This is a genomic window from Streptomyces sp. NPDC050743 (assembly GCF_044456925.1).
Taxonomy (GTDB): Bacteria; Actinomycetota; Actinomycetes; order Streptomycetales; family Streptomycetaceae; genus Streptomyces.
On sequence record NZ_JBITGJ010000002.1, the window covers coordinates 141865 to 167344 of the forward strand.

27 protein-coding genes and 1 pseudogene are annotated in these 25480 nt (G+C 70.8%); 10 read left to right on the plus strand and 18 right to left on the minus strand.

Annotated elements, in window-relative coordinates:
• Positions 1 to 17: 17 nt before the first annotated feature.
• Complete coding sequence (gene dapA / locus ACIBJF_RS03095) at positions 18 to 917, plus strand: 4-hydroxy-tetrahydrodipicolinate synthase (RefSeq protein WP_399171916.1); 900 nt, start codon at positions 18 to 20, stop codon at positions 915 to 917.
• Here dapA and ACIBJF_RS03100 read toward each other — a convergent pair whose 3' ends face one another.
• The 3 genes from ACIBJF_RS03100 to ACIBJF_RS03110 form a co-directional block, all read right to left on the minus strand.
• Entirely contained in the window at positions 918 to 2138 is a 1221-nt protein-coding gene (locus ACIBJF_RS03100; RefSeq protein WP_399171917.1) for a WD40 repeat domain-containing protein, read from the minus strand.
• Positions 2135 to 2686: a SigE family RNA polymerase sigma factor gene (locus ACIBJF_RS03105; RefSeq protein ID WP_399171918.1), complete on the minus strand. Its 552-nt coding sequence runs from the start codon at positions 2684 to 2686 to the stop codon at positions 2135 to 2137. Before ACIBJF_RS03105 ends, ACIBJF_RS03100 begins: the two co-directional genes overlap by 4 nt.
• A gap of 186 nt (positions 2687 to 2872) precedes the next feature.
• Positions 2873 to 3322, minus strand: a complete 450-nt coding sequence (locus ACIBJF_RS03110; RefSeq protein ID WP_399171919.1) for an ester cyclase — start codon at positions 3320 to 3322, stop codon at positions 2873 to 2875.
• A gap of 330 nt (positions 3323 to 3652) precedes the next feature.
• Here ACIBJF_RS03110 and ACIBJF_RS03115 point away from each other — a divergent pair, with 330 nt between their 5' ends.
• Both ACIBJF_RS03115 and ACIBJF_RS03120 read left to right on the plus strand, forming a co-directional pair.
• Entirely contained in the window at positions 3653 to 3880 is a 228-nt protein-coding gene (locus tag ACIBJF_RS03115; protein WP_399171920.1) for a hypothetical protein, read from the plus strand.
• Entirely contained in the window at positions 3880 to 5478 is a 1599-nt protein-coding gene (locus ACIBJF_RS03120; protein ID WP_399171921.1) for a phytoene desaturase family protein, read from the plus strand. Before ACIBJF_RS03115 ends, ACIBJF_RS03120 begins: the two co-directional genes overlap by 1 nt.
• Before the next feature lie 297 nt (positions 5479 to 5775).
• On the opposite strand, the gene dapD is transcribed toward ACIBJF_RS03120, so the two are convergent.
• The 3 genes from dapD to ACIBJF_RS03135 form a co-directional block, all read right to left on the minus strand.
• Entirely contained in the window at positions 5776 to 6762 is a 987-nt protein-coding gene (gene dapD / locus ACIBJF_RS03125) for a 2,3,4,5-tetrahydropyridine-2,6-dicarboxylate N-succinyltransferase (protein WP_356304302.1), read from the minus strand.
• Positions 6763 to 6826: 64 nt separating this feature from the next.
• Positions 6827 to 7360 carry a TetR/AcrR family transcriptional regulator gene (locus ACIBJF_RS03130; protein WP_399171922.1) on the minus strand — a complete coding sequence of 178 codons (534 nt, stop codon included), beginning with the start codon at positions 7358 to 7360 and terminating at the stop codon, positions 6827 to 6829.
• Positions 7360 to 7683: a multidrug efflux SMR transporter gene (locus ACIBJF_RS03135; RefSeq protein WP_365722216.1), complete on the minus strand. Its 324-nt coding sequence runs from the start codon at positions 7681 to 7683 to the stop codon at positions 7360 to 7362. The genes ACIBJF_RS03130 and ACIBJF_RS03135 overlap by 1 nt, the downstream gene beginning before the upstream one ends.
• 180 nt (positions 7684 to 7863) lie before the next feature.
• On the opposite strand from ACIBJF_RS03135, the gene ACIBJF_RS03140 reads away from it, so the two are divergent.
• Entirely contained in the window at positions 7864 to 8193 is a 330-nt protein-coding gene (locus ACIBJF_RS03140; RefSeq protein WP_399171923.1) for an AbfB domain-containing protein, read from the plus strand.
• 33 nt (positions 8194 to 8226) lie between these two features.
• Here ACIBJF_RS03140 and ACIBJF_RS03145 read toward each other — a convergent pair whose 3' ends face one another.
• The 8 genes from ACIBJF_RS03145 to ACIBJF_RS03180 form a co-directional block, all read right to left on the minus strand.
• Complete coding sequence (locus tag ACIBJF_RS03145; RefSeq protein WP_103812962.1) at positions 8227 to 8559, minus strand: metal-sulfur cluster assembly factor; 333 nt, start codon at positions 8557 to 8559, stop codon at positions 8227 to 8229.
• On the minus strand, positions 8556 to 9023 hold the full coding sequence (gene sufU / locus ACIBJF_RS03150; protein WP_399171925.1) for a Fe-S cluster assembly sulfur transfer protein SufU: 468 nt from the start codon (positions 9021 to 9023) through the stop codon (positions 8556 to 8558). The genes ACIBJF_RS03145 and sufU overlap by 4 nt, the downstream gene beginning before the upstream one ends.
• Positions 9024 to 9041: 18 nt before the next feature.
• Positions 9042 to 10298, minus strand: coding sequence for a cysteine desulfurase (locus ACIBJF_RS03155; RefSeq protein ID WP_399171926.1), 1257 nt, complete (start codon positions 10296 to 10298; stop codon positions 9042 to 9044).
• Positions 10295 to 11059, minus strand: a complete 765-nt coding sequence (gene sufC / locus ACIBJF_RS03160) for a Fe-S cluster assembly ATPase SufC (protein ID WP_399171927.1) — start codon at positions 11057 to 11059, stop codon at positions 10295 to 10297. Before sufC ends, ACIBJF_RS03155 begins: the two co-directional genes overlap by 4 nt.
• A 7-nt stretch (positions 11060 to 11066) precedes the next feature.
• The gene (locus ACIBJF_RS03165; protein ID WP_351604967.1) at positions 11067 to 11384 is read right to left on the minus strand and encodes a non-heme iron oxygenase ferredoxin subunit; all 318 of its coding nucleotides are present in this window, start codon (positions 11382 to 11384) and stop codon (positions 11067 to 11069) included.
• Positions 11381 to 12565, minus strand: a complete 1185-nt coding sequence (gene sufD / locus ACIBJF_RS03170; RefSeq protein ID WP_399171930.1) for a Fe-S cluster assembly protein SufD — start codon at positions 12563 to 12565, stop codon at positions 11381 to 11383. The genes ACIBJF_RS03165 and sufD overlap by 4 nt, the downstream gene beginning before the upstream one ends.
• A gap of 84 nt (positions 12566 to 12649) precedes the next feature.
• A complete protein-coding gene (sufB, locus tag ACIBJF_RS03175) occupies positions 12650 to 14071 on the minus strand; it encodes a Fe-S cluster assembly protein SufB (RefSeq protein WP_399171931.1) in 1422 nt (473 codons plus the stop codon).
• Positions 14068 to 14802 (minus strand): helix-turn-helix transcriptional regulator, encoded by a 735-nt coding sequence (locus ACIBJF_RS03180; protein ID WP_399171932.1) that lies wholly within the window; start codon positions 14800 to 14802, stop codon positions 14068 to 14070. Before ACIBJF_RS03180 ends, sufB begins: the two co-directional genes overlap by 4 nt.
• A gap of 184 nt (positions 14803 to 14986) precedes the next feature.
• Here ACIBJF_RS03180 and ACIBJF_RS03185 point away from each other — a divergent pair, with 184 nt between their 5' ends.
• From ACIBJF_RS03185 to ACIBJF_RS03200, 4 genes are all read left to right on the plus strand, one after another.
• Positions 14987 to 15781, plus strand: coding sequence for an aminoglycoside N(3)-acetyltransferase (locus ACIBJF_RS03185; RefSeq protein ID WP_399171934.1), 795 nt, complete (start codon positions 14987 to 14989; stop codon positions 15779 to 15781).
• A gap of 83 nt (positions 15782 to 15864) precedes the next feature.
• Positions 15865 to 16842: an ABC transporter ATP-binding protein gene (locus ACIBJF_RS03190; RefSeq protein WP_399171935.1), complete on the plus strand. Its 978-nt coding sequence runs from the start codon at positions 15865 to 15867 to the stop codon at positions 16840 to 16842.
• A gap of 53 nt (positions 16843 to 16895) precedes the next feature.
• Positions 16896 to 17612 carry an ABC transporter permease gene (locus tag ACIBJF_RS03195; protein WP_390681745.1) on the plus strand — a complete coding sequence of 239 codons (717 nt, stop codon included), beginning with the start codon at positions 16896 to 16898 and terminating at the stop codon, positions 17610 to 17612.
• Positions 17613 to 17660: 48 nt separating this feature from the next.
• Entirely contained in the window at positions 17661 to 18671 is a 1011-nt protein-coding gene (locus ACIBJF_RS03200) for a heme A synthase (RefSeq protein ID WP_399171937.1), read from the plus strand.
• Between the two features lies 1 nt (position 18672).
• Here ACIBJF_RS03200 and ACIBJF_RS03205 read toward each other — a convergent pair.
• From ACIBJF_RS03205 to ACIBJF_RS03220, 4 genes and pseudogenes are all read right to left on the minus strand, one after another.
• A pseudogene (locus ACIBJF_RS03205) lies at positions 18673 to 19289 on the minus strand (nucleotidyltransferase).
• 18 nt (positions 19290 to 19307) lie between these two features.
• On the minus strand, positions 19308 to 20414 hold the full coding sequence (locus tag ACIBJF_RS03210; protein ID WP_399171938.1) for an amidohydrolase family protein: 1107 nt from the start codon (positions 20412 to 20414) through the stop codon (positions 19308 to 19310).
• A gap of 104 nt (positions 20415 to 20518) precedes the next feature.
• Positions 20519 to 20839, minus strand: coding sequence for a hypothetical protein (locus tag ACIBJF_RS03215; protein ID WP_356304339.1), 321 nt, complete (start codon positions 20837 to 20839; stop codon positions 20519 to 20521).
• Positions 20840 to 20908: 69 nt separating this feature from the next.
• Positions 20909 to 21865 (minus strand): heme o synthase, encoded by a 957-nt coding sequence (locus tag ACIBJF_RS03220; RefSeq protein ID WP_399171939.1) that lies wholly within the window; start codon positions 21863 to 21865, stop codon positions 20909 to 20911.
• Positions 21866 to 22239: 374 nt separating this feature from the next.
• Here ACIBJF_RS03220 and tkt point away from each other — a divergent pair, with 374 nt between their 5' ends.
• Both tkt and tal read left to right on the plus strand, forming a co-directional pair.
• Entirely contained in the window at positions 22240 to 24327 is a 2088-nt protein-coding gene (gene tkt / locus ACIBJF_RS03225) for a transketolase (RefSeq protein ID WP_399171940.1), read from the plus strand.
• 33 nt (positions 24328 to 24360) lie between these two features.
• Complete coding sequence (gene tal / locus ACIBJF_RS03230) at positions 24361 to 25479, plus strand: transaldolase (RefSeq protein ID WP_399171941.1); 1119 nt, start codon at positions 24361 to 24363, stop codon at positions 25477 to 25479.
• The last annotated feature ends 1 nt before the right edge of the window (position 25480 follow it).

Sequence of the window (25480 nt, forward strand, 5' to 3'; positions counted from 1 at the left end):
GTGCCGACACTACCCGTATGACGACCTCACGCACCGCCCGCCCCTTCGGCCGCACGCTCTGCGCCATGATCACGCCGTTCACCGAGGAAGGCGCCCTCGACCGGGAGGGTGCCCGGAGGCTGGCCGCGTGGCTGGTGGCCGAGGGCTGCGACGGCCTGGTGCTGAGCGGTACCACGGGCGAGTCGCCCACCACCACGGACGCGGAGAAGGCGGAGCTGATCAGGGCGGTCCGGGAGGCGGTCGGCGACCGGGTGTCCCTGGTGGCGGGCGTGGGCAGCGCCGACACCCGGCACACCGTCGAGCTGGCCCTGGCGGCCGAGAAGGCGGGCGCCGACGGCGTGCTGGTGGTGACGCCGTACTACAGCAGGCCGCCGCAGGAGGCGGTGGAGGCGCACTTCCGCGCGGTCGCCGACGCGAGCGGGCTGCCCGTGATGCTCTACGACATCCCGGGCCGCACCGGCACCCGGATCGAACCGGAGACGATCATCCGCCTCGCCGGGCACCCCAGGATCGTGGCCGTCAAGGACTGCTCCTACGACTTCCTCGGCACCCAGAAGGTGCTGGCCCGCACGGACCTGGCGTACTACGCGGGCTGCGACGAGCACGTACTGGCCCTGTACGCGGTCGGCGCGGCGGGCTGTGTGAGCACGGTCGCCAACGCCGTCCCCGCCGAGATCGCCGCGATCCTGGACGCCTTCGACGCGGGCGACACCGCCCGGGCGACCGAACTCCAGCTGCGGGCCACGCCGTTGATCGAGGCGATGATGGGCGCGGGTCTGCCCGGCACGGTCACCGCCAAGGCCCTGCTCGGCCGTCTCGGCCGGCCCGCGGGCCCGGTGCGGGCGCCGCTGCTGCCCGCCGGCCGGGAGGCGGCCGACGGGCTGCTGGCCCACTACGAGGCGCTCACGGCGCTCTGATCAGCGGTCGGCGAACACCGGCTCCCAGTCCCGCTCGCCGTAGCCGTCGTTCGGCTCCTGGAAACCGCTGAGCGGGACGACCTCGGTGCTGCCGATCGTGACCAGCACCAGCCGGGGCCGGTACCGCTCCACGTCCGGGTCTCGCTCCCAGGCGATGAGCCGCTTGTCGTCGGCCCAGGCGAGCAGATGGGCGCCGCGCACCCGGGTGAGCTCCTTGCCGGTCAGCGGATCGCGGATCGAGGAGTACGACGTGTGGTGCGGCTCGGCCACCAGCCCCCAGGCGGCGAGCCGCCCGTCCGGGGACAGCCGGGCGCCGACGTCCGACCTCAGCTGGGCCTCGTTCGCGGGCGCGGGCACCTTCCGGCCCGCGAAGTCGTAGAACTGCTGCATACCGTCGCGGGGTCCCACGATCCGCGCGTACAGCAGGTCACCGGCGCGGCCGAAGGCGAAGTCCTCCCGGCCGAGGAACTCCCGGCCCGGCGGAACCGCGACCCAGGTTCCCCGTCCGGAAGCCACGTCCAGGATCTCGAAGCCGGTCCGGGACAGGGACTGGAAGCGCGGCACCCAGTGGGAGCGGCCGGTCCGGGCGTCCACGGCCTTCTCGAACGCGTCGGGACTGTCCGTGTACGTCGTGGCGACCAGCCTGCGGCCGTCAGGCGAGAAGGCGAGCCCCCCGACGCCGTGCGACACCGGGATCCACCGCTCGACCTCCCCCGTCGCGAGGTCGAGCAGCCCGATCCGGGCGGCGGGCATCCGCCGCTCCAGCACGGCGGCGGTCCGCAGGCCCGGGGCGACGGCCACGAACGACCACCGGTCGTCCTTCTCGTACCGGCCGGTCCTCTGGTTCAGCAGCCGGTACGTGCGCTCGCCGATCGCGAGGCCGGCGCTCCGCGGCACCACCTTCACCGTGTAGTACGCGGCCAGCACCGACCGCCCCGCCGCGATCAGCTCACGCGGCGGCCCCTGGTCCGGATGCGCGCTGACGTCACGGGAGTCCAGCACGCCGGAGGGCCGTACGTCCTTCCGGCCGCCGGAGTCCAGCAGCGGCACCCCGACACCGACGGCCACCACGGCGGCGGTGGCCACCGCGATGGACGCGAGCCGGCGGGTACGGCGGTGCTGGCGGGCGCCCAGCACCCGGTCGGCGAATCCGGCCGGCGCCGGCGGCTGCTGCGCGGCCTGCTCCCGCAGCGCGTCGCGCACGAGTTCCTCGACGTTCACGGGCGCACCTCCACGGGCGAGAAGTCGCGGGACGGCTGCTGCCGGCCGGGGTCCAGTGCCGCCAACTCGGGGGCCAGCGCACGGAGTCTGGCCAGGGAGCGATGGGTGGTGGACCGTACGGTGCCCACGGAGCAGCCCAGGATCCGGGCCACGTCGGCCTCGGGCAGGTCCTCGAAGTACCGCAGCACCAGCACGGTGCGCTGGCGGGCGGTGAGCCGGGACAGCGCCGTACGCATGACGAGCCGCAGCTCGGCGGCGCCGGACGCGTCCGGGGCCACGGCGTCCTCGGGCGGCTCGGCGACGGTCACCTCCCGCCGCGGCCACTTCAACCGCCAGCGGCTGATCTGCTGCCGGTACAGGATCCGCCGGACGTACGCCTCCGGCTCGTCGATCCGCTGCCACCGTCCGGCCGCCCTGACCAGCGCGTTCTGCAGCAGGTCCTCGGCGGCGTGCCGGTCGCCGCCGGTCAGCAGGACGGCGGTCTTCAGCAGCGCGGGCGACCTGCCGGCCACGAACTCCCGGAAGTTCTCCTGCGCTTCGGCATCCATCGTCACCTTCTCTTCCCCCGGGCCACGCGTCGTCGCGGCCCTTCATCCCTCCTGACGCGCGGCAGGTCCGCCCGCTATGCCTCACGCCCACAAGAAAGGGCGGGCGCGGCCCGAAGGCCTGCGGGAGCCGGACTTCGCGGCACTGTGGCCGTTCGCGTCCGTACCACCGGTGTGACCGAGCTTCCCTCAGCGCAGCTGTGAAGGGCGCCCGAGGGGTGGATCGACTTCGGCGAGGCCGAGTTGACGCAGCATGCCGAGTTCGTCGCTGCTGCCCCAGCGCTCGACGAGCTTGCCGTCGTCGTCGAAACGGCTGATCTGCATGCCCCGGTAGCTCACCTTCTTACCGGTCGCCCGATGCCCCATCAGCGGACCCAGATGCGTCCCGGTGACGGTGTAGGCGAAGGCCACCTCGTCGTCGGTGGCCACCAGATGGTCCACCGCGATCTGCAGGTCGGGGAAGGCCGAGCGCAGCTCGCCGAACATGCTCTTGTATCCCTCGGGCCCCGGTACCTGTCCCGGCGCGGGGTCGTGGTCGATCGAACCGGGCGCGACGATCTCTCCGAGAACGTCGAGGTTGCCGGAGACGACGGCTTGTGCGAAAGCGGTCTGCGCGGCGATGTTCGTTTGCTGGGACATGGATGCTCCTCGGGTGCCTGTCGACCACCGGTCCGTCCGCCGGCTGCGAGATCCACGCACCTGTGCCCTAGTGCGACCGTACATCGGGCCCACGCCCCCGGCATGTCCTCAACGCCGCGGCGGGACGCAGGTCAGGGGCCCGGCTTGCCCCTGGGCCGTCTCGAGGCCGCCCTCGGTGGCAGAAGATGAGGGCAAGACAGCCGTACGCATGGGGACCTTGGCGGTAGCAGAGCGACTGTCTTGAGGCCTTGGAGCAGCGACGCGGCAGCGCACGTCCAGCCAAGAATGAACTCCTTTGCGTCACCCCGGAGTACAGTCACCACCTCGCGCGTGCCGAAGAACGCCATCGACTGCCTGTTCGCCGAGTGGGACGACAAGGCCAACGGCATCGTGCCTTACGGGGACGTCGCCGGCCGACTCGCCAACAGGCACAGCGTTGGACAGCCCGGTGCCCGAGGGGAAGGCTGGATCGGCGTGGGCCGCGCCCTCGTCCTCGCTGGTGGCGGCTCGCTCGGGCGGAGCCTTGGCCCCCCACCCCTCATGTCAGAGGAGCGCTGATGACACCTACTTTCGACGCGGTCGTGATCGGGTCCGGCGTGAACGGCTTGGTCGCCGCTGCCCAGCTGGCCAAGGACGGCTGGTCGGTGGCCCTCATAGAAGGAAGCGACCGGCTGGGCGGCTTCATCGCCACCGAGGAGCGGACTCTGCCCGGCTACCTGCACGACACGTACTCCTCGTGGCACCCGCTGTTCGTGTCCGGCGGGGCCTACGCCGCCCTCGGTGAGGACCTGCACCGTCACGGTCTGGAGTACCGCAACACCGATGGACTGATCACGGGCACCGTCACCGACGAAGGGCGCGTGGTCCTGGCCCACCGCGACCCCGCGGCCACCGCCGAGATGTTCGGCCACTTCGAGGACCGGACCGCCTACCTCGCCCTGCTGCAGAGGTTCCTCGACAACGCCGACGCACTCGGCGGCATCCTGGGCAGTGAGCCACGCTCGCCCCGTGTGCTCCGGCATGTGGTGAAACTGCTGCGCCGCGAGCGCTTCCGTGGCACCGAGGAGTGGTTGCGGGCCACCGTGACCAGCGGCCGCTCCTACTGCCGCGGCACCTTCCGCGGCGACGAGCCCGATGTGCTGTGGATCCCCTGGCTGCTGCACGCCGGACTGTCTCCGGACCACGCCTTGGGCGGCCTGATGCTGCCTGTCATGGCCGCGACCCTGCACGGTTTCGGCATGCCCGTGGTGGCGGGCGGCGCCCGGAACTTCGTCCGCGCCTTCGAGGCACTGCTCGGCGAGCTCGGGGTGCACATCTCCACGGGGCGGTCGGCGGAGCGGCTGCTCCTCACCGGCGGCCGGGTCACCGGCGTCGCCACCGACGGCGAAACCGTCCGGGCCCGCCACGCCGTCCTGGCCTCGGTGACCCCGACCGCGCTGTACGGCGAGCTTCTGCCACAGGACGCGCCCGTCCCGCCCGCCATCCGCGACCAGGCCCTGCGCTATCGGTACGGACGCGCCGCGATGCAGCTCCACGTCGCCCTCTCCGCCCCGCTCGGCTGGCGCGACGCGCGCCTGGCCGGCATACCGCTGGTCCATCTCAGCGACGGTTCCGCGAGCACCGCGATCGCGTGCGCGGAGGCCGAGGCGGCGCTGCTGCCGCGCAGGCCCACACTGGTCGTCGGCCAACAGCATGTCCTGGACCCTTCACGCGTGCCGGACGGCGCGGCGACCTTGTGGATCCAGCTCCAAGAACTGCCCTACAAGCCGACCGGCGACGCGGCGGGCGAACTGGACGCCCACGGCCGCTGGACGAAGGAGCTGACCGAGGGATACGTCCAACGGGTCCTGGCCAGGATCGCGCTTCACGCGCCCGACCTGCCGGAGAAGCTACTCGCCTGGGACGCCGTCACACCGTCGGACCTGATGGCGCACAATCCGAACGCGGTCGACGGCGACCCCTACGGCGGCTCGGCCGAACTCGACCAGGCCCTGCTGTGGCGCCCCCTACCGGGCGCGGCCCGGCACGCAACCCCCGTACCCGGCTTGTGGCACATCGGCGCCTCGACCCACCCCGGCCCCGGCCTCGGCGCCGGATCGGGACACCTCGTGGCCCAGCACCTCATCCGCGGCAGGCGCCGGAGCAGCCGCCGCTGACCCGCGGTGAGGTGGGCATCTGCCCGGTCACCTGGTCGGGACGACTCGCTCAGCGTCCCACCCGGCTGACGGATCCCCCGATGCCGGACACTGCACAGGACGCCGGCAAGCAGGACACCCGGCCCTCGGCCCGCCGGCAGGAACTCCTGATGCGGTGCTCACGCAGGAACGCCCTCCCGGGCCGTCCTGGGCCGTGGAAGGGCGCTCGCTGGTGACCGACGTCGACAACTGCCGACAGCTCGGCAGCAGGTCAGAGCGATGATCGATGAGGCGGCCACAGGTCAGGGCCGCCGATGATCAGTTGTGGCTGTGCAGGATGTCGTTCAGGCCGCCCCAGACCGCGTTGTTCGGGCGGGCCTCGACCACGCCGGTGACCGAGTTGCGGCGGAAGAGGATGTTGGAGGCGCCGTTCAGCTCGCGGGCCTTGACGATCTGGCCGTCGGGCATGGTGATCCGGGTGCCCGCAGTGATGTAGAGGCCGGCCTCGACCACGCACTCGTCGCCGAGCGCGATGCCGACGCCCGCCTCGGCGCCGACCAGACAGCGCTCACCGATGGAGATGATCACGTTGCCGCCGCCGGACAGGGTGCCCATGGTGGAGGCGCCGCCGCCGATGTCGGAGCCGTTGCCGACCACGACGCCGGCCGAGATGCGGCCCTCGACCATGGAGGTGCCGAGCGTGCCGGCGTTGAAGTTGACGAAGCCCTCGTGCATGACCGTGGTGCCCTCGGCGAGGTGCGCGCCGAGGCGGACCCGGTCGGCGTCGGCGATGCGCACGCCCTTGGGGACGACGTAGTCGGTCATCCGCGGGAACTTGTCGATCGAGGTGACCTGCAGGTGCAGGCCCTCGGCGCGGGCGTTGAGCCGCACCTTCTCGATGTCGTCCACGGCGACCGGGCCGAGCGAGGTCCAGGCGACGTTGGCGAGGTGGCCGAAGATGCCGTCCAGGCTCTGGCCGTGCGGCTTGACCAGGCGGTGCGAGAGCAGGTGCAGACGCAGGTAGACGTCGTGCGCGTCGATCGGCTTCTCGTCCAGCGAGGCGATGACCGTGCGGACCGCGACCACCTCGACGCCCCGTCGGGCGTCCGGGCCGATCGCCGCGGTCGCGCCGCCGCCCAGCAGCTGAGCCGCCTGCTCGGCGGTGAGCCGCTCGGTGCCGGCCGGACCCGGCTCCTCGACCAGCTCGGGGGCCGGGAACCAGGTGTCGAGAACGGTGCCGTCGGAGGCGAGGGTGGCGAGGCCGGCGGCGACGGCGCCGGTGGTGCGGGAAGCAGAGTCGGTCATGCAGGCAAACCTAACGTGGGCGGGGTGGTCGGGGCGAACCGCGTCTCACGTGCCGGGCGCCCCTTCAGGGGATCAGCCGAGCGAGGGCGGCGCGGGCGTACTCCTCGTCGTAGGAACCGCCTGTCAGCAGCACCTGGAGGCAGATCCCGTCCAGCAGGGCGAGCAGGGCGCGGGCCGTGACCGGGTCCGTGCGGCCGGCCAGCAGGGCCGCCGCGGCCTCGGTCCACTCGGCGGCGACGGGACGCAGGGCGGGCCGGCGCAGGGCCGCCAGATACAGCTCGTACTCCAGCTCCACGCCCGTACGGTCGCCGCCCAGCCACACGCCGAGCGCGCCGGCGAGTTCGGCGGCGAGATCGCCCGCACCGTCCTTGGGCAGCCGCTCGGCCAGCACCCGGCCGAAGTTCTCGTTCGACTGCCGCAGCGCGGCCACCATCAGCTCTTCGAGGGTGGCGAAGTGGTACGTCGTGGAGCCGAGCGGCACGTCCGCCTCGGCGGCGACCGAGCGGTGGCTGAGGCCGGCGATGCCGTCGCGGCCGACCACGCGGATCGCCGCGTCGATGAGGCGCCAGCGCCGGTCGGGGTCGTAGCGGCGGGGCATCAGTGGCTCGCTCCCCCCAGGTTCAGCACGACCACTCCCCCGATGATCAGCAAGATCCCGCCGACCTTGGCGACGCTCAGCCCCTCCCCGAACAGCAGCAGACCGAGGAGGGCGATGGTCGCGGTGCCCACGCCGGACCAGATCGCGTACGCCGTCCCGATCTGGACGGTCTTCAGCGTCTGGGCGAGCAGCGCGAAGGAGACCAGGTAGCCCAGCGCCGTCACGAGCGAGGGCCACAGCCGGCTGAACCCCTCGCTGTACTTCATCGCCGTCGTCGCGGCGACCTCGGCGGCGATGGCGCCGGCGAGTGTCAGGTATCCCATGTGTACGAGCGTACACAACGGATGCGTACGGTCGTACACGTCCGCGGAACCGCGAGAAAGTTTCACTTTCATAGACTCCGGCCGGCCGCGCGCCGGCGTTCGCGGTCGTCACCGCCTTTGTCACCGCCTTGGTCATGAACGACGGGCCCCTGCACACCACGACCACCCCGCGGCCGACCGGTGCCCCCATGGACAACGGCTCCGGCCTGCTCTCCTTCGCCTCCCCGTCGGCGCCTACGACCGCTCCCCCGAAGGGCGGGCGCGGCACGACCCCGGTCACCCGAGCCCGCCGCGCAGGGCACCTCCGTCCGCCCCCTCAACTGCCCGGACCGCTACTGGCACATCAGCGACGGCTACGTGCGGCTCGATCCGGTCGCCTCGCCCGCCGACCGCCGCGCCGCGGCCTTCACGGTGGTCAAGGGCCTTGCGGAGAGCCGCTGTTACTCCTTCGACGGGGCGGCCATGCCGGAGTCGGTTGGGCTGAGCAGACGAAAGCGGCGGCACCCGTGAAGGGTGCCGCCGCTTTCGCGGGTACAGAAGCCGTCAGACGTTGAAGCCGAGCGCCCTAAGCTGCTCGCGGCCGTCGTCCGTGATCTTGTCGGGGCCCCACGGGGGCATCCAGACCCAGTTGATGCGGAGTTCGTTGACGAGGCCGTCCGTGGCGGACTTGGCCTGGTCCTCGATGACGTCCGTCAGCGGGCAGGCCGCCGAGGTCAGGGTCATGTCGACCGTGGCCACGTTGGAGTCGTCGATGTGGATGCCGTAGATCAGGCCGAGGTTGACGACGTCGATGCCCAGCTCGGGGTCGACCACGTCCATCAGGGCCTCGCGGAGTTCCTCCTCCGAGACCGGCTTCATCTCTGCGGTGTCGGTCATGCCGTCTTCCTTTCGGCGTCGGCGCCACCCAGCGCCTGGGCCGTCGCGTCCTTCCACGCCATCCAGCTCAGGAGGGCGCACTTGACCCGCGCGGGGTACTTGGAGACGCCGGCGAACGCGACCGCGTCCTCCAGGACGTCCTCCATCGCGTCGTCCGGCTCGATCCGGCCCTTGGACTGCATCAGCTCCAGGAAGGTCTCCTGGATCTTCTGCGCCTCGGTGACGTCCTTGCCGACCAGCAGCTCGTTGAGGACCGACGCGCTCGCCTGGCTGATCGAGCAGCCCTGGCCCTCGTAACTGACGTCCGCGATCTTCGTGCCGTCGTACTTCACGCGGAGGGTGATCTCGTCGCCGCACGTCGGGTTCACATGGTGCACCTCGGCGTCGCCATCCCGCAGACCACGCCCGTGGGGGTTCTTGTAGTGGTCCAGGATGACTTCCTGGTACATCGAGTCCAGCTTCACGGTTTCAGCTCACGCCTCTCAGCCGAAGAAGTTCCGTACGTGCTCCAGCCCCTCGACCAGTGCGTCGATCTCGGCCGGCGTGGAGTACAGATAGAACGACGCTCGCGTGGTCGCAGGAATTCCGTACCGGAGGCAGACGGGCCGCGCGCAGTGGTGGCCGACGCGGACCGCGATGCCCTGCTCGTCGAGGACCTGGCCCACGTCGTGCGGGTGGATGTCACCGAGCGTGAAGGAGATCGCGGCGCCCCGGTCCTCGGCCGTGGTCGGGCCGATGATCTTCAGGTCCGGGACCTTCTGCAGACACTGGACCGCGTACTCGGTCAGCGCGTGCTCATGGGCGAGGATCTTCTCCATGCCGATCGACTGGAGGTAGTCGATCGCGGCACCGAGACCGACCGCCTGAGCGATCGGGGGCGTGCCCGCCTCGAACTTGTGCGGCGCCGGGGCGTAGGTGGACGAGTGCATCGAGACGGTCTCGATCATCTCGCCGCCGCCCAGGAAGGGGGGAAGGTCCTCCAGCAGCTCCTGGCGGCCCCACAGGACGCCGATGCCCGTCGGGCCGCACATCTTGTGGCCGGTGAAGGCCACGAAGTCGGCCTGCAGGGCCTGCACGTCCAGCGGCATGTGCGGGGCGGCCTGGGAGGCGTCGATGCAGACCAGCGCGCCGACCTCCTGGGCGCGGCGCACTATCGCCTCGACCGGGTTGACCGTGCCCAGGATGTTCGACACCAGCACGAAGGAGACGATCTTCGTCTTCTCCGTGATGATCTCGTCGATGTTGGTGAGGTCCAGCCGGCCGTCGTCCGTGAGACCGAACCACTTCAGCTTCGCGCCCGTGCGCTGCGCGAGCAGCTGCCACGGCACGATGTTGGAGTGGTGCTCCATCTCCGTGATGACGATCTCGGTCTCGTGGTCCACCCGGTAGGGCTCCTCGGCCCAGCCCAGCATGTTCGCCACGAGGTTCAGCGACTCGGAGGCGTTCTTGGTGAAGATCACCTCGTCGCGGCTCGGCGCGTTGATGAACGCGGCGACCTTGTCGCGCGCGCCCTCGTACAGCGCCGTGGCCTCCTCGGCGAGCACATGCACACCGCGGTGGACGTTGGCGTTGTAGCGCTCGTAGTACTCGCTCAGGGCGTCCAGCACCTGGCGCGGCTTCTGCGAGGTCGCCGCGTTGTCCAGGTACACGAGCTTCTTGCCGTCGTGGACCAGACGGTCCAGTACGGGGAAGTCCTTGCGGATCGCCTCGGTGTCGAGGAGGCCCGGCAGCTGTGTCACGCGGATACGCCACCCTTCGTGTATGCCTCGTAGCCCTCGTCCTCCAGCTTGTCGGCGAGCTCGGCACCGCCGGACTCGACGATCCGGCCACCGGAGAAGACGTGGACGAAGTCGGGCTTGATGTAGCGCAGGATGCGCGTGTAGTGCGTGATCAGCAGGGTGCCGACCTCGCCGGTCTCGCGGACGCGGTTGACGCCCTCGGAGACGATGCGGAGCGCGTCGACGTCCAGACCGGAGTCCGTCTCGTCCAGGATCGCGACCTTGGGCTTGAGCAGCTCCAGCTGGAGGATCTCGTGGCGCTTCTTCTCACCGCCGGAGAAGCCCTCGTTGACGTTGCGCTCGGCGAAGGACGGGTCCATGTTGAGACGCTCCATGGCCTCCTTGACCTCCTTCACCCAGGTGCGCAGCTTGGGGGCCTCGCCGCGGACGGCGGTGGCGGAGGTGCGCAGGAAGTTGGAGACCGAGACGCCGGGGACCTCGACCGGGTACTGCATCGCCAGGAACAGGCCGGCGCGGGCACGCTCGTCGACGGACATCGCGAGGACGTCCTCGCCGTCGAGGGTGACGGTGCCGTTGGTGATCGTGTACTTCGGGTGACCCGCGAGGGAGTAGGCGAGGGTCGACTTGCCGGAGCCGTTGGGGCCCATGATGGCGTGCGTCTCGCCCTGCTTCACGGTGAGGTCGACGCCCTTGAGGATCTCCTTCGTGGCGTTGTCGGCCTCGACGGTGACGTGCAGGTCTCGGATTTCAAGCGTTGCCATGGGTGCCTCAGGACTCCTGGGTGAGGGAGACGAGAACGTCGTCCCCTTCGATCTTTACGGGGTATACGGGGACGGGGCGCGTGGCCGGGAGGCCGGACGGCTTGCCGGTGCGCAGGTCGAAGGAGGAGCCGTGCAGCCAGCACTCGATCTGGCAGTCCTCCACCTCGCCCTCGGAGAGCGAGACGTTCGCGTGGGAGCAGATGTCGTAGATCGCGAACACCTCGCCCTCGGTCTTGACGACCGAGACCGGTGTGCTGTCGATCTCCACCCGCTTCGGGGTGTCCTCCTCCAGCTCGCTCAGCCCGCAGACGCGTACGAAGGTCATGCGACCGAAGCCTCCAGCTCCTCCTCGATCTTGGCGAGCAGACGCTCCTCGATGTCGGCGACACCGATCTGCTGGACCAGTTCGGCGAAGAAGCCGCGGACCACCAGGCGGCGGGCCTCGTGCTCCGGGATGCCGCGGGCCATCAGGTAGAAGAGCTGCTCGTCGTCGAAGCGGCCGGTCGCGGAGGCGTGGCCGGCGCCGACGATCTCGCCGGTCTCGATCTCCAGGTTCGGCACCGAGTCGACACGCGCGCCGTCCGTGAGGACCAGGTTGCGGTTCATCTCGTAGGTGTCCGTGCCCTCGGCCTTGGCCTCGATGAGCACGTCGCCGATCCAGACCGCGTGCGCGTCGTCGCCCTGGAGCGCGCCCTTGTAGACGACGTTGGACTTGCAGTGCGGGGTGTTGTGGGTGACCAGCAGGCGGTGCTCCTGGTGCTGCCCGGCGTCGGTGAAGTACAGGCCGAACAGCTCGGCCTCGCCGCCGGGGCCGGCGTACGTCACGCGCGGGTGCAGGCGGACGACGTCGCCGCCGAAGGTCACGACCACGGACTTGTAGGAGGCGTCCCGGCCGACCAGCGCGTTGTGCTGGGCCACGTGGACGGCCTTGTCGTCCCAGTCCTGGACGGAGACGACGGTCAGCTTCGCCCCGTCCCCGAGGACGTAGTCGACGTTGGCGGCGAGCACCGCGTCACCGGTGTGGTCGATGACCACGACGGCCTCGGCGAAGGCGCCCAGCTCGATCACCTGGTGGCCGAAGGCGGTGCCGCCCTGGCCGTGCACCGCGATGCGGATCGGCTCGGTGAGGACGGTCTCCTTCGGGACGGTGACGACCGAGGCCTTCTCGAAGGCGGAGTACGCCTGCGCGGCGACCCGGTCCACCGGCGTGCCCGCCTTGCCGAGCCGCGCGTCGTCGCGGCCGACGGTCTCGACGGTGACGACCTCGGGGGCCTGGACGTCGACCTTCACGCCGTCGCCGTTGGCCACCGCGGTGCCGTCGTGCAGCCCGCGCAGGCGCTCCAGCGGGGTGAACCGCCACTCCTCCTCGCGGCCGTGCGGGACCGGGAAGTCCGCCACGTCGAAGGACGGGGGCGCGCTCATGCGCGAGACGACGGTCGACTCCGCGGCGACCGCGATCGAGCCGGCGGTGGTGGAACCCACCGGGATGTTCTGGGCCTCAGCCATGGCTGTCGTTGTGCTCTCTTTCCTGCGTCAGTTGAGATCCTCGGCCCGCCCACGAGGCGGGCCGCCGCTGCGGGGAGGCCGGTCCTAACCGACCGCGCCCTCCATCTGCAGCTCGATCAGCCGGTTGAGCTCCAGCGCGTACTCCATCGGCAGCTCCTTGGCGATGGGCTCGACGAAGCCGCGCACGATCATCGCCATGGCCTCGTCCTCGGACAGGCCGCGGCTCATCAGGTAGAAGAGCTGGTCCTCGGAGACCTTGGAGACGGTGGCCTCGTGGCCCATGGACACGTCGTCCTCGCGGACGTCCACGTAGGGGTAGGTGTCCGAGCGGGAGACGGTGTCCACCAGCAGCGCGTCGCACAGCACGTTGGACTTCGACCCGGCGGCGCCCTCGCCGATCTCGATCAGACCGCGGTAGGAGGTACGGCCACCACCGCGCGCGACCGACTTGGAGACGATGTTGGACGAGGTGTTCGGCGCCATGTGGACCATCTTGGCGCCGGCGTCCTGGTGCTGGCCCTCGCCCGCGAAGGCGATGGACAGGGTCTCGCCCTTGGCGTGCTCGCCCATCAGGTAGACGGCCGGGTACTTCATCGTCACCTTGGAGCCGATGTTGCCGTCGATCCACTCCATGGTCGCGCCCTCGTAGGCCACGGCGCGCTTGGTGACCAGGTTGTAGACGTTGTTCGACCAGTTCTGGATGGTCGTGTAGCGGCAGCGGGCGTTCTTCTTGACGATGATCTCGACGACCGCGGAGTGCAGCGAGTCCGACTTGTAGATCGGGGCGGTGCAGCCCTCGACGTAGTGCACGTAGGCACCCTCGTCGACGATGATCAGGGTCCGCTCGAACTGGCCCATGTTCTCCGTGTTGATGCGGAAGTAGGCCTGCAGCGGGATCTCGACGTGGACGCCCTTCGGGACGTAGATGAACGAGCCACCGGACCACACGGCCGTGTTCAGCGCGGCGAACTTGTTGTCACCGGCCGGGATGACCGTGCCGAAGTACTCCTTGAAGAGCTCCGGGTGCTCCCTCAGCGCGGTGTCGGTGTCGAGGAAGATGACGCCCTGCTCCTCCAGGTCCTCGCGGATCTGGTGGTAGACGACCTCCGACTCGTACTGGGCGGCGACACCGGCGACCAGGCGCTGCTTCTCGGCCTCCGGGATGCCCAGCTTGTCGTAGGTGTTCTTGATGTCCTCGGGCAGGTCCTCCCAGGACTCCGCCTGCTTCTCCGTGGAGCGCACGAAGTACTTGATGTTGTCGAAGTCGATGCCCGAGAGGTCGGAGCCCCAGTTCGGCATCGGCTTCTTCTCGAAGAGCTTCAGGCCCTTCAGGCGCAGCTTGGTCATCCACTCCGGCTCCGACTTCTTGCCGGAGATGTCGCGGACGACCTCCTCGTTCAGGCCGCGCCTGGCGGAGGCACCGGCCACGTCGGAGTCGGCCCAGCCGTATTCGTACTTGCCCAGGCCCTCGAGTTCGGGGTGGGCAGTCTCCGTGGGGAGAGTCATGCGGGGTTCCTCCCGGCCGTGCTTGCAGGTGCGTCGTTGGAAATCTCGGGGATGAACGTCGTGCAGACGCCGTCGCCGTGCGCGATGGTCGCCAATCGCTGGACGTGGGTACCCAGCAGCTCGGCGAAGATCTCCGTCTCCGCCTCGCACAGCTGCGGGAACTGCTCCGCGACATGGGCGACCGGGCAGTGGTGCTGGCACAGCTGCTCGCCGACCGGTGCGCTGCGTGCCGTAGCAGCGTACCCGTCCACGCTCAAGGCCTTGGCCAGCGCTTCGGTGCGCTTGTCCGGGGTGACCGCCTCGATCGCCTTGCGGTACGCGCTCGCCTGGGCGGCGATCCGGGCGCGGGCGAAGGCCGCGACCGCCTCGGGGCCCCCGCCCTGCTCGGCGATCCAGCGGAGCGCGTCCGCGGCGAGCTTGTCGTACGACTGGTCGAAGGCGTCCCGGCCGCAGTCGGTCAGCGCGAAGACCTTGGCGGGGCGGCCGCGCGTGCGCGTGCCGTACACCCGCTGTTCGCGGGCCTCCACGACGTCGTCGGCGACCAGTGCGTCCAGGTGGCGCCGGACGGCCGCCTGGGTGAGTCCCAGCCGGCCGGCGAGTTCGGCGACGGTCGACGGGCCGTGGTCCAGGATGGAGCGCGCGACGCGGTTGCGCGTGGAGCGCTCACCGGTCGCGAGTTCCTCCTGTGGGGCCCCCAGAGGGGTCTCCCGAGCCTCGCCGACGTTTTTCACAACGCCATTGTTGCGTAATTCCTCGGAGCCTGACAAGCGCCGTCCGGATCATCGACCGGTGCCCTGCATCACTTAGGCATACCTAATGCGACCTGCGGAAACGATCTTTGATCGATCATCCGGCACGCTTCTGAGCAGGCAATTCGGTGGCGGCACGGACGCCCGTCGGGAAGACTTGCGAACCATGCCGACACCCCCTCCGACCGGCCCTCTTGTCACACGGAACACCCTGGCCACACAACTGCGCCTTCTGGGTGTCGAGACCGGCGAGATCCTCCTCGTCCACTCCTCCCTCACCTCCCTCGGCTGGGTCAACGGAGGTGCCGTCGCGGTCGTCCAGGGACTGCTCGACGCCCTGGGCCCGTCCGGCACCCTGGTCGTCCCCGCCCAGTCGGCCCAGCTGTCCGACCCGGCGCTGTGGGCGAGGCCGCCGGTGCCCGAGCAGTGGTGGGACCGGATCCGGGCCACCATGCCGCCGTACGACCCGCTGATCACGCCCACCCGCGGGGTCGGCATGATCCCGGAGACCGTGCGGACCTGGCCGGGTGCCCTGCGCAGCGCGCACCCGCAGACCTCGTTCGCGGCGCTCGGCCCGCGCGCCCGGGAGATCACCGACGGCCACGCCCCCGACTGCCGGCTCGGCGAGCACAGCCCGCTGGCCCGGCTGGAGAAGCTGGGCGCCCGGGTCCTGCTGCTCGGCGCGGGCTACGACTCCTGCACCAGCTTCCACCTGGCCGAGTACCGCATACCCGCGCCGCTGGTGGAGGTCGGGCGGCCCGCTCCCGGCGGCGGCTGGGAGACGGTGATCGAGGTGTCGATCGACTCCGACCGGTTCGACGAGCTCGGGCACGACTTCGAGCGGGACCGGCCCGTCGTACGCGGCAGGGTCGGCGCGGCGGACGCCCGGCTGTTCCCGGTGGCGGACGCGGTGGCCTATGCCGAGCGGTGGCTGCCGCTGCACCGGCCCCGCGAGGTGTGACCCGGCCCGCGGGAAACCCCGTGCGGAGGACTTCCCGCACCCCCGCGCCTGAACGGCAGGCGGTCTCCCTAGACTCTGGACCCATGCGAAGTGAGCCCGTCCACCCGTCTCCCGACCACCATCCCTCAGGGAGACGCTTCGCGTCGCACCCGCTCATCGAGGTCCAGGCCCTGGTGAAGCGGTACGGCACGAAGACCGCGGTGGACGGCCTCGACCTGGTGGCCGGTGCGGGCGTGACCGCCGTCCTCGGTCCCAACGGGGCCGGCAAGACGACCACGGTCGAGACCTGCGAGGGGTACCGGAAGCCGGATTCCGGCACGGTGCGCGTCCTGGGCCTCGACCCCATACGCCAGTCCGCCGAGCTGCGTCCCCGCATCGGTGTGATGCTCCAGTCCGGCGGCGTCTACTCCGGCGCCCGGGCCGACGAGATGCTCCGGCACGTCGCGAAGCTGCACGCGCACCCGCTGGACGTGGACGCCCTGATCGAGCGGCTGGGCCTCGGCAGCTGCGGCCGGACCTCCTACCGGCGGCTGTCCGGCGGCCAGCAGCAGCGCCTCGCGCTCGCCATGGCCGTCGTCGGGCGCCCCGAACTGGTCTTCCTCGACGAGCCGACGGCCGGCCTGGACCCACAGGCCCGCCGGGCCACGTGGGACCTGGTGAAGGACCTGCGCGCCGACGGCGTCTCGGTGATCCTCACCACCCACTACATGGAAGAGGCCGAACAGCTCGCCGACGACGTGGCGATCATCGACGGCGGCCGGGTCATCGCCCAGGGCTCGCCGGAGGAGCTGTGCAAGGGCGGCGCCGAGAACACCCTGCGCTTCACCGGCCGCCCCGGCCTCGACGTGGGCTCCCTGCTGAAGGCCCTCCCGGCCGACTGCACGGCCGCCGAGCTCACCCCGGGCGCCTACCGGGTCGTCGGCAAGGTCGACCCGCAGCTGCTGGCCACCGTGACCTCCTGGTGCGCCCAGCACGGAGTGATGCCGGAGCGGATCTCGGTGGAGCGGCACACGCTGGAGGACGTCTTCCTGGAGCTGACCGGCAAGGAGCTGCGCTCGTGACCACTGCAACCGGTACCTACGCCCCCAAGCCGGGTGCGGCGCCGCTCCCCCGTATGATCGCGGCCCAGGCGGCCCTGGAGACGAAGATGCTGCTCCGCAACGGCGAGCAGCTGCTGCTGACCGTGGTCATCCCGACCCTGCTGCTGGTGCTCTTCAGCTCGGTGGACATCGTGGACACCGGCAAGGGCGAGGCGGTCGACTTCCTCGCCCCCGGCATCCTGGCGCTCGCCGTGATGTCGACGGCGTTCACCGGGCAGGCCATCGCCACCGGCTTCGAGCGCCGCTACGGCGTGCTCAAGCGGCTCGCCTCCTCGCCGCTGCCCCGCTGGGGCCTGATGACCGCGAAGACCGCGTCCGTGCTGGTCACGGAGGTCCTGCAGGTGATCCTGCTGACGGCGATCGCGTTCGCGCTGGGCTGGTCCCCGCACGGCAACCCGGCCGCGGTCGTGCTCCTCCTCGTCCTCGGTACGGCGGCCTTCTCCGGCCTGGGCCTGCTGATGGCGGGCACGCTGAAGGCGGAGGCGACCCTGGCCGCCGCCAACCTGGTGTTCCTGCTGCTGCTCGTGGGCGGCGGGGTCATCGTCCCGCTGGACAAGTTCGGTTCGGGCGCGCAGACCGTGCTCGGGCTGCTGCCCATCTCCGCGCTCTCGGACGGCCTGCGGGACGTGCTCCAGCACGGCGCCGGGATGCCCTGGGGCGACCTGGGGATCCTGGCGGTGTGGGCGGTCGTCGGGCTGGCCGCCGCGGGAAAGTTCTTCCGCTGGGAGTGAGCCCGCACGATGGACCCTCGTGAAAGCGTGCACAAGCGGCGGCCTACGATGGTGGGCGTGCCAAAGCTGAACCCCGCCGACGCCGCAGCGGCCGTGCGCAACCCGCTCGCCTTCATCGCCGAACGCTGGACCCCGACCCCGAGGACGGTCCAGCGGGCGGCCCTCGCCGCGCTCGTGATGTCGGTGGTCATCGTCGTCACCGGCGGCGCCGTACGCCTGACCGGGTCCGGCCTCGGCTGCCCGACCTGGCCGGAGTGCACCGACGGCTCGCTGACCCCGACGAACGCGCTGAGCTACCACAGCGCGATCGAGTTCGGTAACCGGATGCTGACCTACGTGCTGTGCGCCGCGGTCGGCTGGGCGATCATCGCCGCCCGCTCCGAGAAGCCGTACCGGCGCAGCCTGACCCGGCTGGGCTGGGCGCAGTTCTGGCTGGTGATGAGCAACGCGATCCTCGGCGGCATCGTCGTGCTGGTGGGCCTCAACCCGTACACGGTCGCGGCCCACTTCCTGCTGGCGACGGCCCTGACCACCGTCGCCGCGGTGATGTGGCAGCGCACCCGCGAGGGCGACGGCGCGCCCCGGCCGCTGGTCGGCAAGGCCGTGCAGCAGCTGGTGTGGTTCCTGGTGGCCGCGTCCCTGCTGCTCATCGCGGTCGGCACGGTGGTGACCGGGGCCGGCCCGCACGCGGGTGACTCCAGCGAGGTCAAGCGGATCCCCATCGACTGGGAGACGGTGGCCAAGCTGCACGCGGTGCTCGCCTGGATCGTGGTGACGCTGACGTTCGCGCTGTGGTTCGTGCTGAAGGCGGTGGACGCCCCGAAGGGGCCGCTCGCCCGCACCCGCGATCTGTTCCTGATCCTGCTCGGCCAGGGTGTGATCGGCTACGTGCAGTACTTCACCCACCTGCCCGGGGTGCTGGTGGGCCTGCACATGCTGGGCTCCTGCCTCGTGTGGATCGGCGTCCTGCGCGTCCTGCTGGCCCTCCGCGAACGCCCGGAGGCCACCCTGGACCTGCCCGGTCCCTCGGCCGAGGTCGCGGTGGGCACACGCGCGTGAGTCACCCGTGGGTGGTGACCGGCGCGTCGATCGCCGGGCCGAGGTAGGCGCGGGTCGGCTCGGCGCGGCGGACGAGCGAGTCCCGGGCGGCCGGGGCGGGACCGTCGTCGTGACGCCGGCGGGTGATGTCCGTGACGACCTCGGCGGGAGCGCCGAGTGCCGTGAGTTCGTCGAGCGCCTCCCGCTTGGAGACCAGCCGACCGTCCCGCAGGGTCACGGCGGCCCGGGCGAAGGTCAGCGGGCCCAGGCCGACCCACACGTCCTGCCGCCGCAGCCGGGCTTTGTCGGCCGCCGGGTGCCAGTAGTCCCGCTGGTCCCGTACGACGAAGTCGTGCGGCTGCCGCTCCGGCACCGGCGGGAGCAGCCCGGCCGGCGACCCGCCTGGCTGCAGTGGAGCTTCGCGGAGAGCGGCAGGGCGCGCAGCGTCCGGTGCGGGACCACCACCCGCCGCCGTACGGTCCCGAGGCGCACCGGGCCGGGCAGTACGGCGATCAGGTCCAGGTCGCTGCGGCCCTCCTGGCAGTCACCGCCGGCCAGTGAGCCGTGTGCCCGCACCGCGCGCGGTCGCAGCGGCGTGAGTCCGTCCGGGAACCAGTCGAGCAGCGATGCGGTCGGCATCCGCCCGGTCCGGGCAGCTCACGCCAGTCCGTAAACCCGGCGCGCGTTGTCCGCCGCGACCATCCGGGCCACCCGCTGGGCGTCCTCCAGGGACCAGGCGCCCTCGGCCACCCAGCCGCCCAGGACCTGGGCCAGGGCCTCGCGGAACAGCCGGGCGCCTACGACGTGCAGCTCGGGCAGGCCGTGGGCGCCCGTGGAGAAGAGGATCTTGCCGAAGGGCGCCAGCTCCAGGATCTCGGCGAGGACGGTGGCCGCGCGGGCGCCGGTGCGGACCAGCGCGGCGCCGGAGTCGGTGTAGACGTGCGGGAAGACGCCGGCCAGATGGGCGGCGTGACGGTGGTACGGGTAGCCGTGCAGCAGGATCAGGTCGGTGCCGAGGCCCGCCGTGGCCCGCACGAAGTCGGTGAGCAGCACGGGGTCGGTGCGGTCGATGCGGGAGGCCGGCTCGCCGAGCCCGGCGTGCAGTTGGAGCGGCAGGCCCGAGGCCACGGCGATCCACAGCAGGTGCCGCAGCAGCACCGGGTCGGTGAGCGGCCCGCCGGCCCTGCGCCCGGCCAGCCAGCGGCCCGCCGCGCCCCGCACCTCCCCCGGTCCCGGCGGCTCGGGCGCGAGCGCCAGGCCGCGTCCCAGCCCCGCGACGGAGGTGAAGGCGACGGCGTTCGCGGCGGCGCCGTGCACCGACTCGGCGAGGTTGGCGAGGAAGGACTCGACGGTGCCGGAGGTGTCGGCGACCTGCTCCGCGAGCTGCTCCAGCCGGACGATTTCACGGGCGTCGGCATCGCCCGTGGACGCCAGTTCGGCGGGGCCGGTGAGGTCGCCGGGGAGCCCCGTGTCGACCAGGTAGGTGGTGATGCCGCTGCCGCGCAGCAGCCTGCGGCCCGCTTCCAGGACGCCCAGTTCCCGGCGCCGGGCCAGATAGCGGGCGGGCGGGCAGTGCGGCTCCAGGCCGAGCAGGGGCGGGCACCAGCGCCGTACGGCGAATCCCGTCTGGGTGTCGAAGAGGGTGGTGCCGGGTGCCGGTGGGCCCTCGGTGCGGGCGAGTTGGGCCTCGAAGGTGCCGAGGCCCAGCTCCGTTCGCAGTACGCCGTGGCAGTACTGGTCCACGAGGGACGGCGTTTCGATCATCCCGGACTCCCCGTGTGCACCGGCTTTTGCGGCTTAACGAGTGAACGGGGTTCGAGGTCGCGGATCGGCTCGGGAATGCGCGCGCCCTTTCAGGGGCGCGCTGTTCAGCCGCCGATCTGAATGCCGGCCATCCGCTTCCACTCGTACGAGCCCGTCTTCACCTTCGCCGCGAACTCGCCGTCGAAGGACTCGTGGACGGTGATGCCGGACTTCTCGACGGCCTTCTCGGCGATCTCGGTGCTGGGGGCCACCAGGTCGCCCCAGCCGCCGTCCTCTCCGACGAGGACGATGCGGGCGCCGCGCTCGCCGATGTGGGCCACCTGGCCCTCGGCGCCGCCGTGGGCCTTGGCGAAGGCACTGATCTCCCGGGCGAGTTTCGCGGCCTTGCGCTCGGCCCTCGCGTCAACCTGCTGCGTGTCTGCCATGGCCAGGATGCTACTCGTGGGTAGATCAGCTGGCGAGAGCAGGGCTCTGTGACGTACGCCCGGCGTCGGTCAGCGCAGGAACGGGTCCACCGCGATCGCCACGAACAGCAGCGACACATAGGTGATGGACCAGTGGAACAGCCGCATCTCCTTCAGCTTCCCGCCCGTGACCTCGGCCTTGGCCCGGTTCTGCAGCGCGTGCGCCTCCCACAGCCACCAGCCGCCGGCGGCCAGCGCGACGGCCGTGTAGAACCAGCCCGTGTAGCCGAGCGGGGTGAGCAGCAGGGACACGGCGACCATCACCCAGCTGTAGATGACGATCTGCTTGGCGACGACCTTGTTGGACGCGATGACCGGGAGCATCGGGACGCCCACGCGCGCGTAGTCGTCCTTCACCTTCATGGACAGCGGCCAGTAGTGCGGCGGGGTCCAGAAGAAGATCACCAAGAACAGGATGACCGGCGCCCAGGAGAGGGAGTTCGTCACGGCCGACCAGCCGATGAGCACGGGCATGCAGCCCGCGATGCCGCCCCACACGATGTTCTGCGAGGTACGCCGCTTGAGGATCATCGTGTAGACGACGACGTAGAAGAGGAGTGCCCCGAGGGACAGCCAGGCGCTCAGCCAGTTGACGGTGAAGCCGAACAGGAGCGTCGAGACGACCGCGAGGGTGATACCGAAGGCGAGGCACTCGGGCGGGCTGACCATGCCGGTCACCAGCGGCCGCTGCGAGGTGCGGTCCATCAGGGCATCGATGTCCCGGTCGATGTACATGTTCAGCGCGTTGGCGCCGCCCGCGGAGAGGTAGCCGCCGACGCAGGTCAGCAGCACCAGCTTCAGGTCGGGCACACCCTGCTGCGCCAGGAACATCACCGGAACGGTGGTGATGAGCAGCAGCTCGATGATCCGCGGCTTGGTCAGAGCCACGAACGCCTTGACACGGGCCCCGAACGGCCGGTGAACCGGGCCCTGGCTCGCACCACCCAGCACGCCCGCTGGACGTGATTCGACGGCCGTCACGCACACCCCTGACAGAGACTCCCAGCGAGCCTCCCTGTGAAGTGCCGGTAAAGGCTCGCGCGTACCACGCCACTTTAGACGTTGCCCATACCCCGGCCTTCGCGGGGGTGGGGTCGTGTTGACGCACGCCCCATAAGAGGGGACCCATCACTCGATTGAGCGCTCAGATGACCGGCTCCGTATTCAAGTGCCACACGGCTTCTCGGCCAGTCGGGAGGCGGATCGGGGAGAGTCCCGGCAGTCTGGAAACACTCGAAAAAACGCACGTCCTCACAGGGGTAGGCTCGGCAGCGGCCGGCGGGCAGAAGCACGCCGGCGGCCGGGTGGGCGTATGCCCCGAAGACCGGCGACCGACATGTGGAGAGGAGCCCTGACCCAGGGTGAGCACCAAGCCGACCACCACAGACCTTGAGTGGACCGAGCTGGACCAGCGGGCCGTGGACACCGCCCGGGTCCTGGCCGCCGACGCCGTACAGAAGGTCGGCAACGGCCATCCCGGTACGGCGATGAGCCTGGCCCCGGCCGCCTACACCCTCTTCCAGAAGGTGATGCGGCACGACCCGGCGGACCCCCAGTGGGTCGGACGCGACCGCTTCGTGCTGTCCGCCGGCCACTCTTCCCTGACCCTCTACACGCAGCTCTACCTGGCCGGCTTCGGTCTGGAGCTTGAGGACCTGGAGTCCTTCCGCACCTGGGGTTCCAAGACCCCGGGTCACCCGGAGTACGGGCACACCAAGGGTGTCGAGACCACCACCGGTCCGCTCGGCCAGGGTGTCGCCAACGCGGTGGGCATGGCGATGGCCGCCCGCTACGAGCGCGGCCTGTTCGACCCGGACGCGGCCGTCGGCGAGTCCCCCTTCGACCACTTCGTCTACTGCATCGCCGGTGACGGCTGCCTCCAGGAGGGCATCTCCGCCGAGGCGTCCTCGCTGGCCGGTCACCAGAGGCTCGGCAACCTGATCCTGCTGTGGGACGACAACCACATCTCGATCGAGGGCGACACCGAGACGGCCGTCTCCGAGGACACCGTAAAGCGGTACGAGGCCTACGGCTGGCACGTGCAGCGCGTGGAGGCCCGGGACAACGGCGACCTCGACCCGCAGGCGATCTACGAGGCGATCCAGAAGGCCAAGGCCGTCACCGACCGGCCGTCCTTCATCGCGATGCGCTCGATCATCGCCTGGCCGGCCCCGAACGCCCAGAACACCGAGGCCGCGCACGGCTCCGCGCTGGGCGAGGAGGAGGTCGCGGCCACCAAGCGCGTCCTCGGCTTCGACCCGGAGAAGCACTTCGCCGTCGAGGACGAGGTGATCACCCACACCCGCAAGGCCCTGGAGCGCGGCGCCCAGGCGCGTGCCGAGTGGGAGAAGGCCCTGCAGGTCTGGCGGGACGACAACCCCGAGCGCGCCGCCGAGTTCGACCGCATCAGCCGGGGCGAGCTGCCCACCGGCTGGGAGGAGAAGATCCCGGTCTTCGAGCCGGGCAAGGGTGTCGCGACGCGTGCCGCCTCCGGCAAGGTGCTGCAGGCGCTCGGCGCGGTGATCCCCGAGCTGTGGGGCGGCTCCGCCGACCTCGCCGGGTCGAACAACACGACCATCGACAAGGAGAGCTCGTTCCTGCCCGAGGGCAACCCGCTGCCCGAGGCCAAGCCGTACGGGCGCACCATCCACTTCGGCATCCGCGAGCACTCGATGGGCGCCGAGCTGAACGGCATCACGCTGCACGGCAACACCCGTGTTTACGGCGGTACGTTCCTCGTCTTCTCCGACTACATGCGCAACGCCGTGCGCCTGTCGGCCCTGATGCACCTGCCGGTGACGTACGTGTGGACGCACGACTCCATCGGCCTGGGCGAGGACGGCCCCACCCACCAGCCGGTCGAGCACCTGGCCTCGCTGCGCGCGATCCCCGGCCTGAACATCGTCCGCCCGGCCGACGCCAACGAGACCGCGATCGCCTGGCGCGAGATCCTGCGGCGCTGGACGAAGGAGTTCGGCAAGGGGCAGCCGCACGGCCTCGCCCTCACCCGCCAGGGCGTGCCGACGTACGAGCCCAACGAGGACGCGGCCAAGGGCGGCTACGTCCTGTTCGAGGCCGACGGCGGCGAGCCGCAGGTGATCCTGATCGCCACCGGTTCCGAGGTGCACGTGGCCGTGGAGGCGCGTGAGCGGCTCCAGGCCGAGGGCGTTCCCACGCGTGTCGTGTCGATGCCGTCCGTCGAGTGGTTCGAGGAGCAGGACCAGGGGTACCGGGACTCCGTGCTCCCGCCGTCCGTCAAGGCCCGCGTGGCCGTGGAGGCGGGCATCGGACTGACCTGGTACCGCTACGTCGGGGACGCCGGCCGCATCGTTTCCCTGGAGCACTTCGGTGCTTCCGCCGACGGCAAGGTGCTCTTCCGCGAGTTCGGCTTCACTGCCGAGAATGTGGCCGCCAAGGCCCGGGAATCCATCGCCGCCGCCCAGCGCTGACGCTCATATACGACACGTAGGAGATGTAATTCCATGACAGACGCACTCAAGCGCCTCTCCGAAGAAGGCGTCGCGATCTGGCTGGACGACCTGTCGCGCAAGCGGATCACGTCCGGCAACCTCGCCGAGCTGATCGACCAGCAGCACGTCGTGGGCGTCACCACCAACCCGACGATCTTCCAGAAGGCGATCAGCGGCGGCGACGGCTATGAGCAGCAGGTCGCGGACCTCGCCGCCCGCAAGGTCACCGTCGAAGAGGCCATCCGCATGATCACCACGGCGGACGTCCGCGACGCCGCCGACATCCTGCGCCCGGTCTTCGACGCCACCGGCGGCAAGGACGGCCGGGTCTCCATCGAGGTCGACCCGCGCCTGGCGCACAACACCAAGGCCACCGTCGCCGAGGCCAAGCAGCTGGCCTGGCTGGTGGACCGCCCCAACACCCTGATCAAGATCCCGGCCACCGAGGCGGGTCTGCCGGCGATCACCGAGACGATCGGCCTCGGCATCAGCGTCAACGTCACCCTGATCTTCTCCCTGGAGCGGTACCGGGCCGTCATGGACGCCTACCTCTCCGGCCTGGAGAAGGCCAAGGAGCGCGGCCTGGACCTGTCCCTGATCCACTCCGTGGCGTCCTTCTTCGTGTCCCGAGTGGACACCGAGACCGACAAGCGCCTGGACGGCATCGGCACCGACGAGGCCAAGGCGCTGCGCGGCAAGGCCGCCGTCGCCAACGCCCGCCTCGCCTACCAGGCGTACGAGGAGGTCTTCTCCTCGAGCCGCTGGCAGGCGCTGGAGAGCGCGGGCGCCAACAAGCAGCGTCCGCTGTGGGCGTCGACCGGTGTGAAGGACCCGGCGTACCCGGACACGCTGTACGTCACCGAGCTGGTCGCGCCGAACACGGTCAACACCATGCCGGAGGCCACGCTGGAGGCCACCGAGGACCACGGCGAGATCAGCGGCGACACCATCGCCGGCACCTACGAACAGGCGCGCGCCGACCTCGACGCGCTGGAGAAGCTCGGCATCTCGTACGACGACGTCGTGCAGGTGCTGGAGGACGAGGGCGTCGAGAAGTTCGAGGCGTCCTGGAACGACCTGCTGAAGTCCACTCAGGCGGAGCTCGAGCGCCTTGCCCCTTCGGAGGGCTGAG

Coding starts and splice junctions, on each gene's coding strand:
- sufD (WP_399171930.1), bottom strand. CDS start 12,565: ATGGCTGAGGCCCAGAACATCCCGGTGGGTTCCACCACCGCCGGCTCG.
- ACIBJF_RS03105 (WP_399171918.1), bottom strand. CDS start 2,686: ATGGATGCCGAAGCGCAGGAGAACTTCCGGGAGTTCGTGGCCGGCAGG.
- ACIBJF_RS03110 (WP_399171919.1), bottom strand. CDS start 3,322: ATGTCCCAGCAAACGAACATCGCCGCGCAGACCGCTTTCGCACAAGCC.
- ACIBJF_RS03165 (WP_351604967.1), bottom strand. CDS start 11,384: ATGACCTTCGTACGCGTCTGCGGGCTGAGCGAGCTGGAGGAGGACACC.
- dapD (WP_356304302.1), bottom strand. CDS start 6,762: ATGACCGACTCTGCTTCCCGCACCACCGGCGCCGTCGCCGCCGGCCTC.
- ACIBJF_RS03120 (WP_399171921.1), top strand. CDS start 3,880: ATGACACCTACTTTCGACGCGGTCGTGATCGGGTCCGGCGTGAACGGC.
- ACIBJF_RS03200 (WP_399171937.1), top strand. CDS start 17,661: ATGGTGGGCGTGCCAAAGCTGAACCCCGCCGACGCCGCAGCGGCCGTG.
- ACIBJF_RS03145 (WP_103812962.1), bottom strand. CDS start 8,559: ATGACCGACACCGCAGAGATGAAGCCGGTCTCGGAGGAGGAACTCCGC.
- ACIBJF_RS03210 (WP_399171938.1), bottom strand. CDS start 20,414: ATGATCGAAACGCCGTCCCTCGTGGACCAGTACTGCCACGGCGTACTG.
- sufC (WP_399171927.1), bottom strand. CDS start 11,059: ATGGCAACGCTTGAAATCCGAGACCTGCACGTCACCGTCGAGGCCGAC.
- ACIBJF_RS03215 (WP_356304339.1), bottom strand. CDS start 20,839: ATGGCAGACACGCAGCAGGTTGACGCGAGGGCCGAGCGCAAGGCCGCG.
- ACIBJF_RS03135 (WP_365722216.1), bottom strand. CDS start 7,683: ATGGGATACCTGACACTCGCCGGCGCCATCGCCGCCGAGGTCGCCGCG.
- ACIBJF_RS03195 (WP_390681745.1), top strand. CDS start 16,896: ATGATCGCGGCCCAGGCGGCCCTGGAGACGAAGATGCTGCTCCGCAAC.
- dapA (WP_399171916.1), top strand. CDS start 18: ATGACGACCTCACGCACCGCCCGCCCCTTCGGCCGCACGCTCTGCGCC.
- ACIBJF_RS03185 (WP_399171934.1), top strand. CDS start 14,987: ATGCCGACACCCCCTCCGACCGGCCCTCTTGTCACACGGAACACCCTG.
- ACIBJF_RS03190 (WP_399171935.1), top strand. CDS start 15,865: ATGCGAAGTGAGCCCGTCCACCCGTCTCCCGACCACCATCCCTCAGGG.
- ACIBJF_RS03130 (WP_399171922.1), bottom strand. CDS start 7,360: ATGCCCCGCCGCTACGACCCCGACCGGCGCTGGCGCCTCATCGACGCG.
- tal (WP_399171941.1), top strand. CDS start 24,361: ATGACAGACGCACTCAAGCGCCTCTCCGAAGAAGGCGTCGCGATCTGG.
- sufB (WP_399171931.1), bottom strand. CDS start 14,071: ATGACTCTCCCCACGGAGACTGCCCACCCCGAACTCGAGGGCCTGGGC.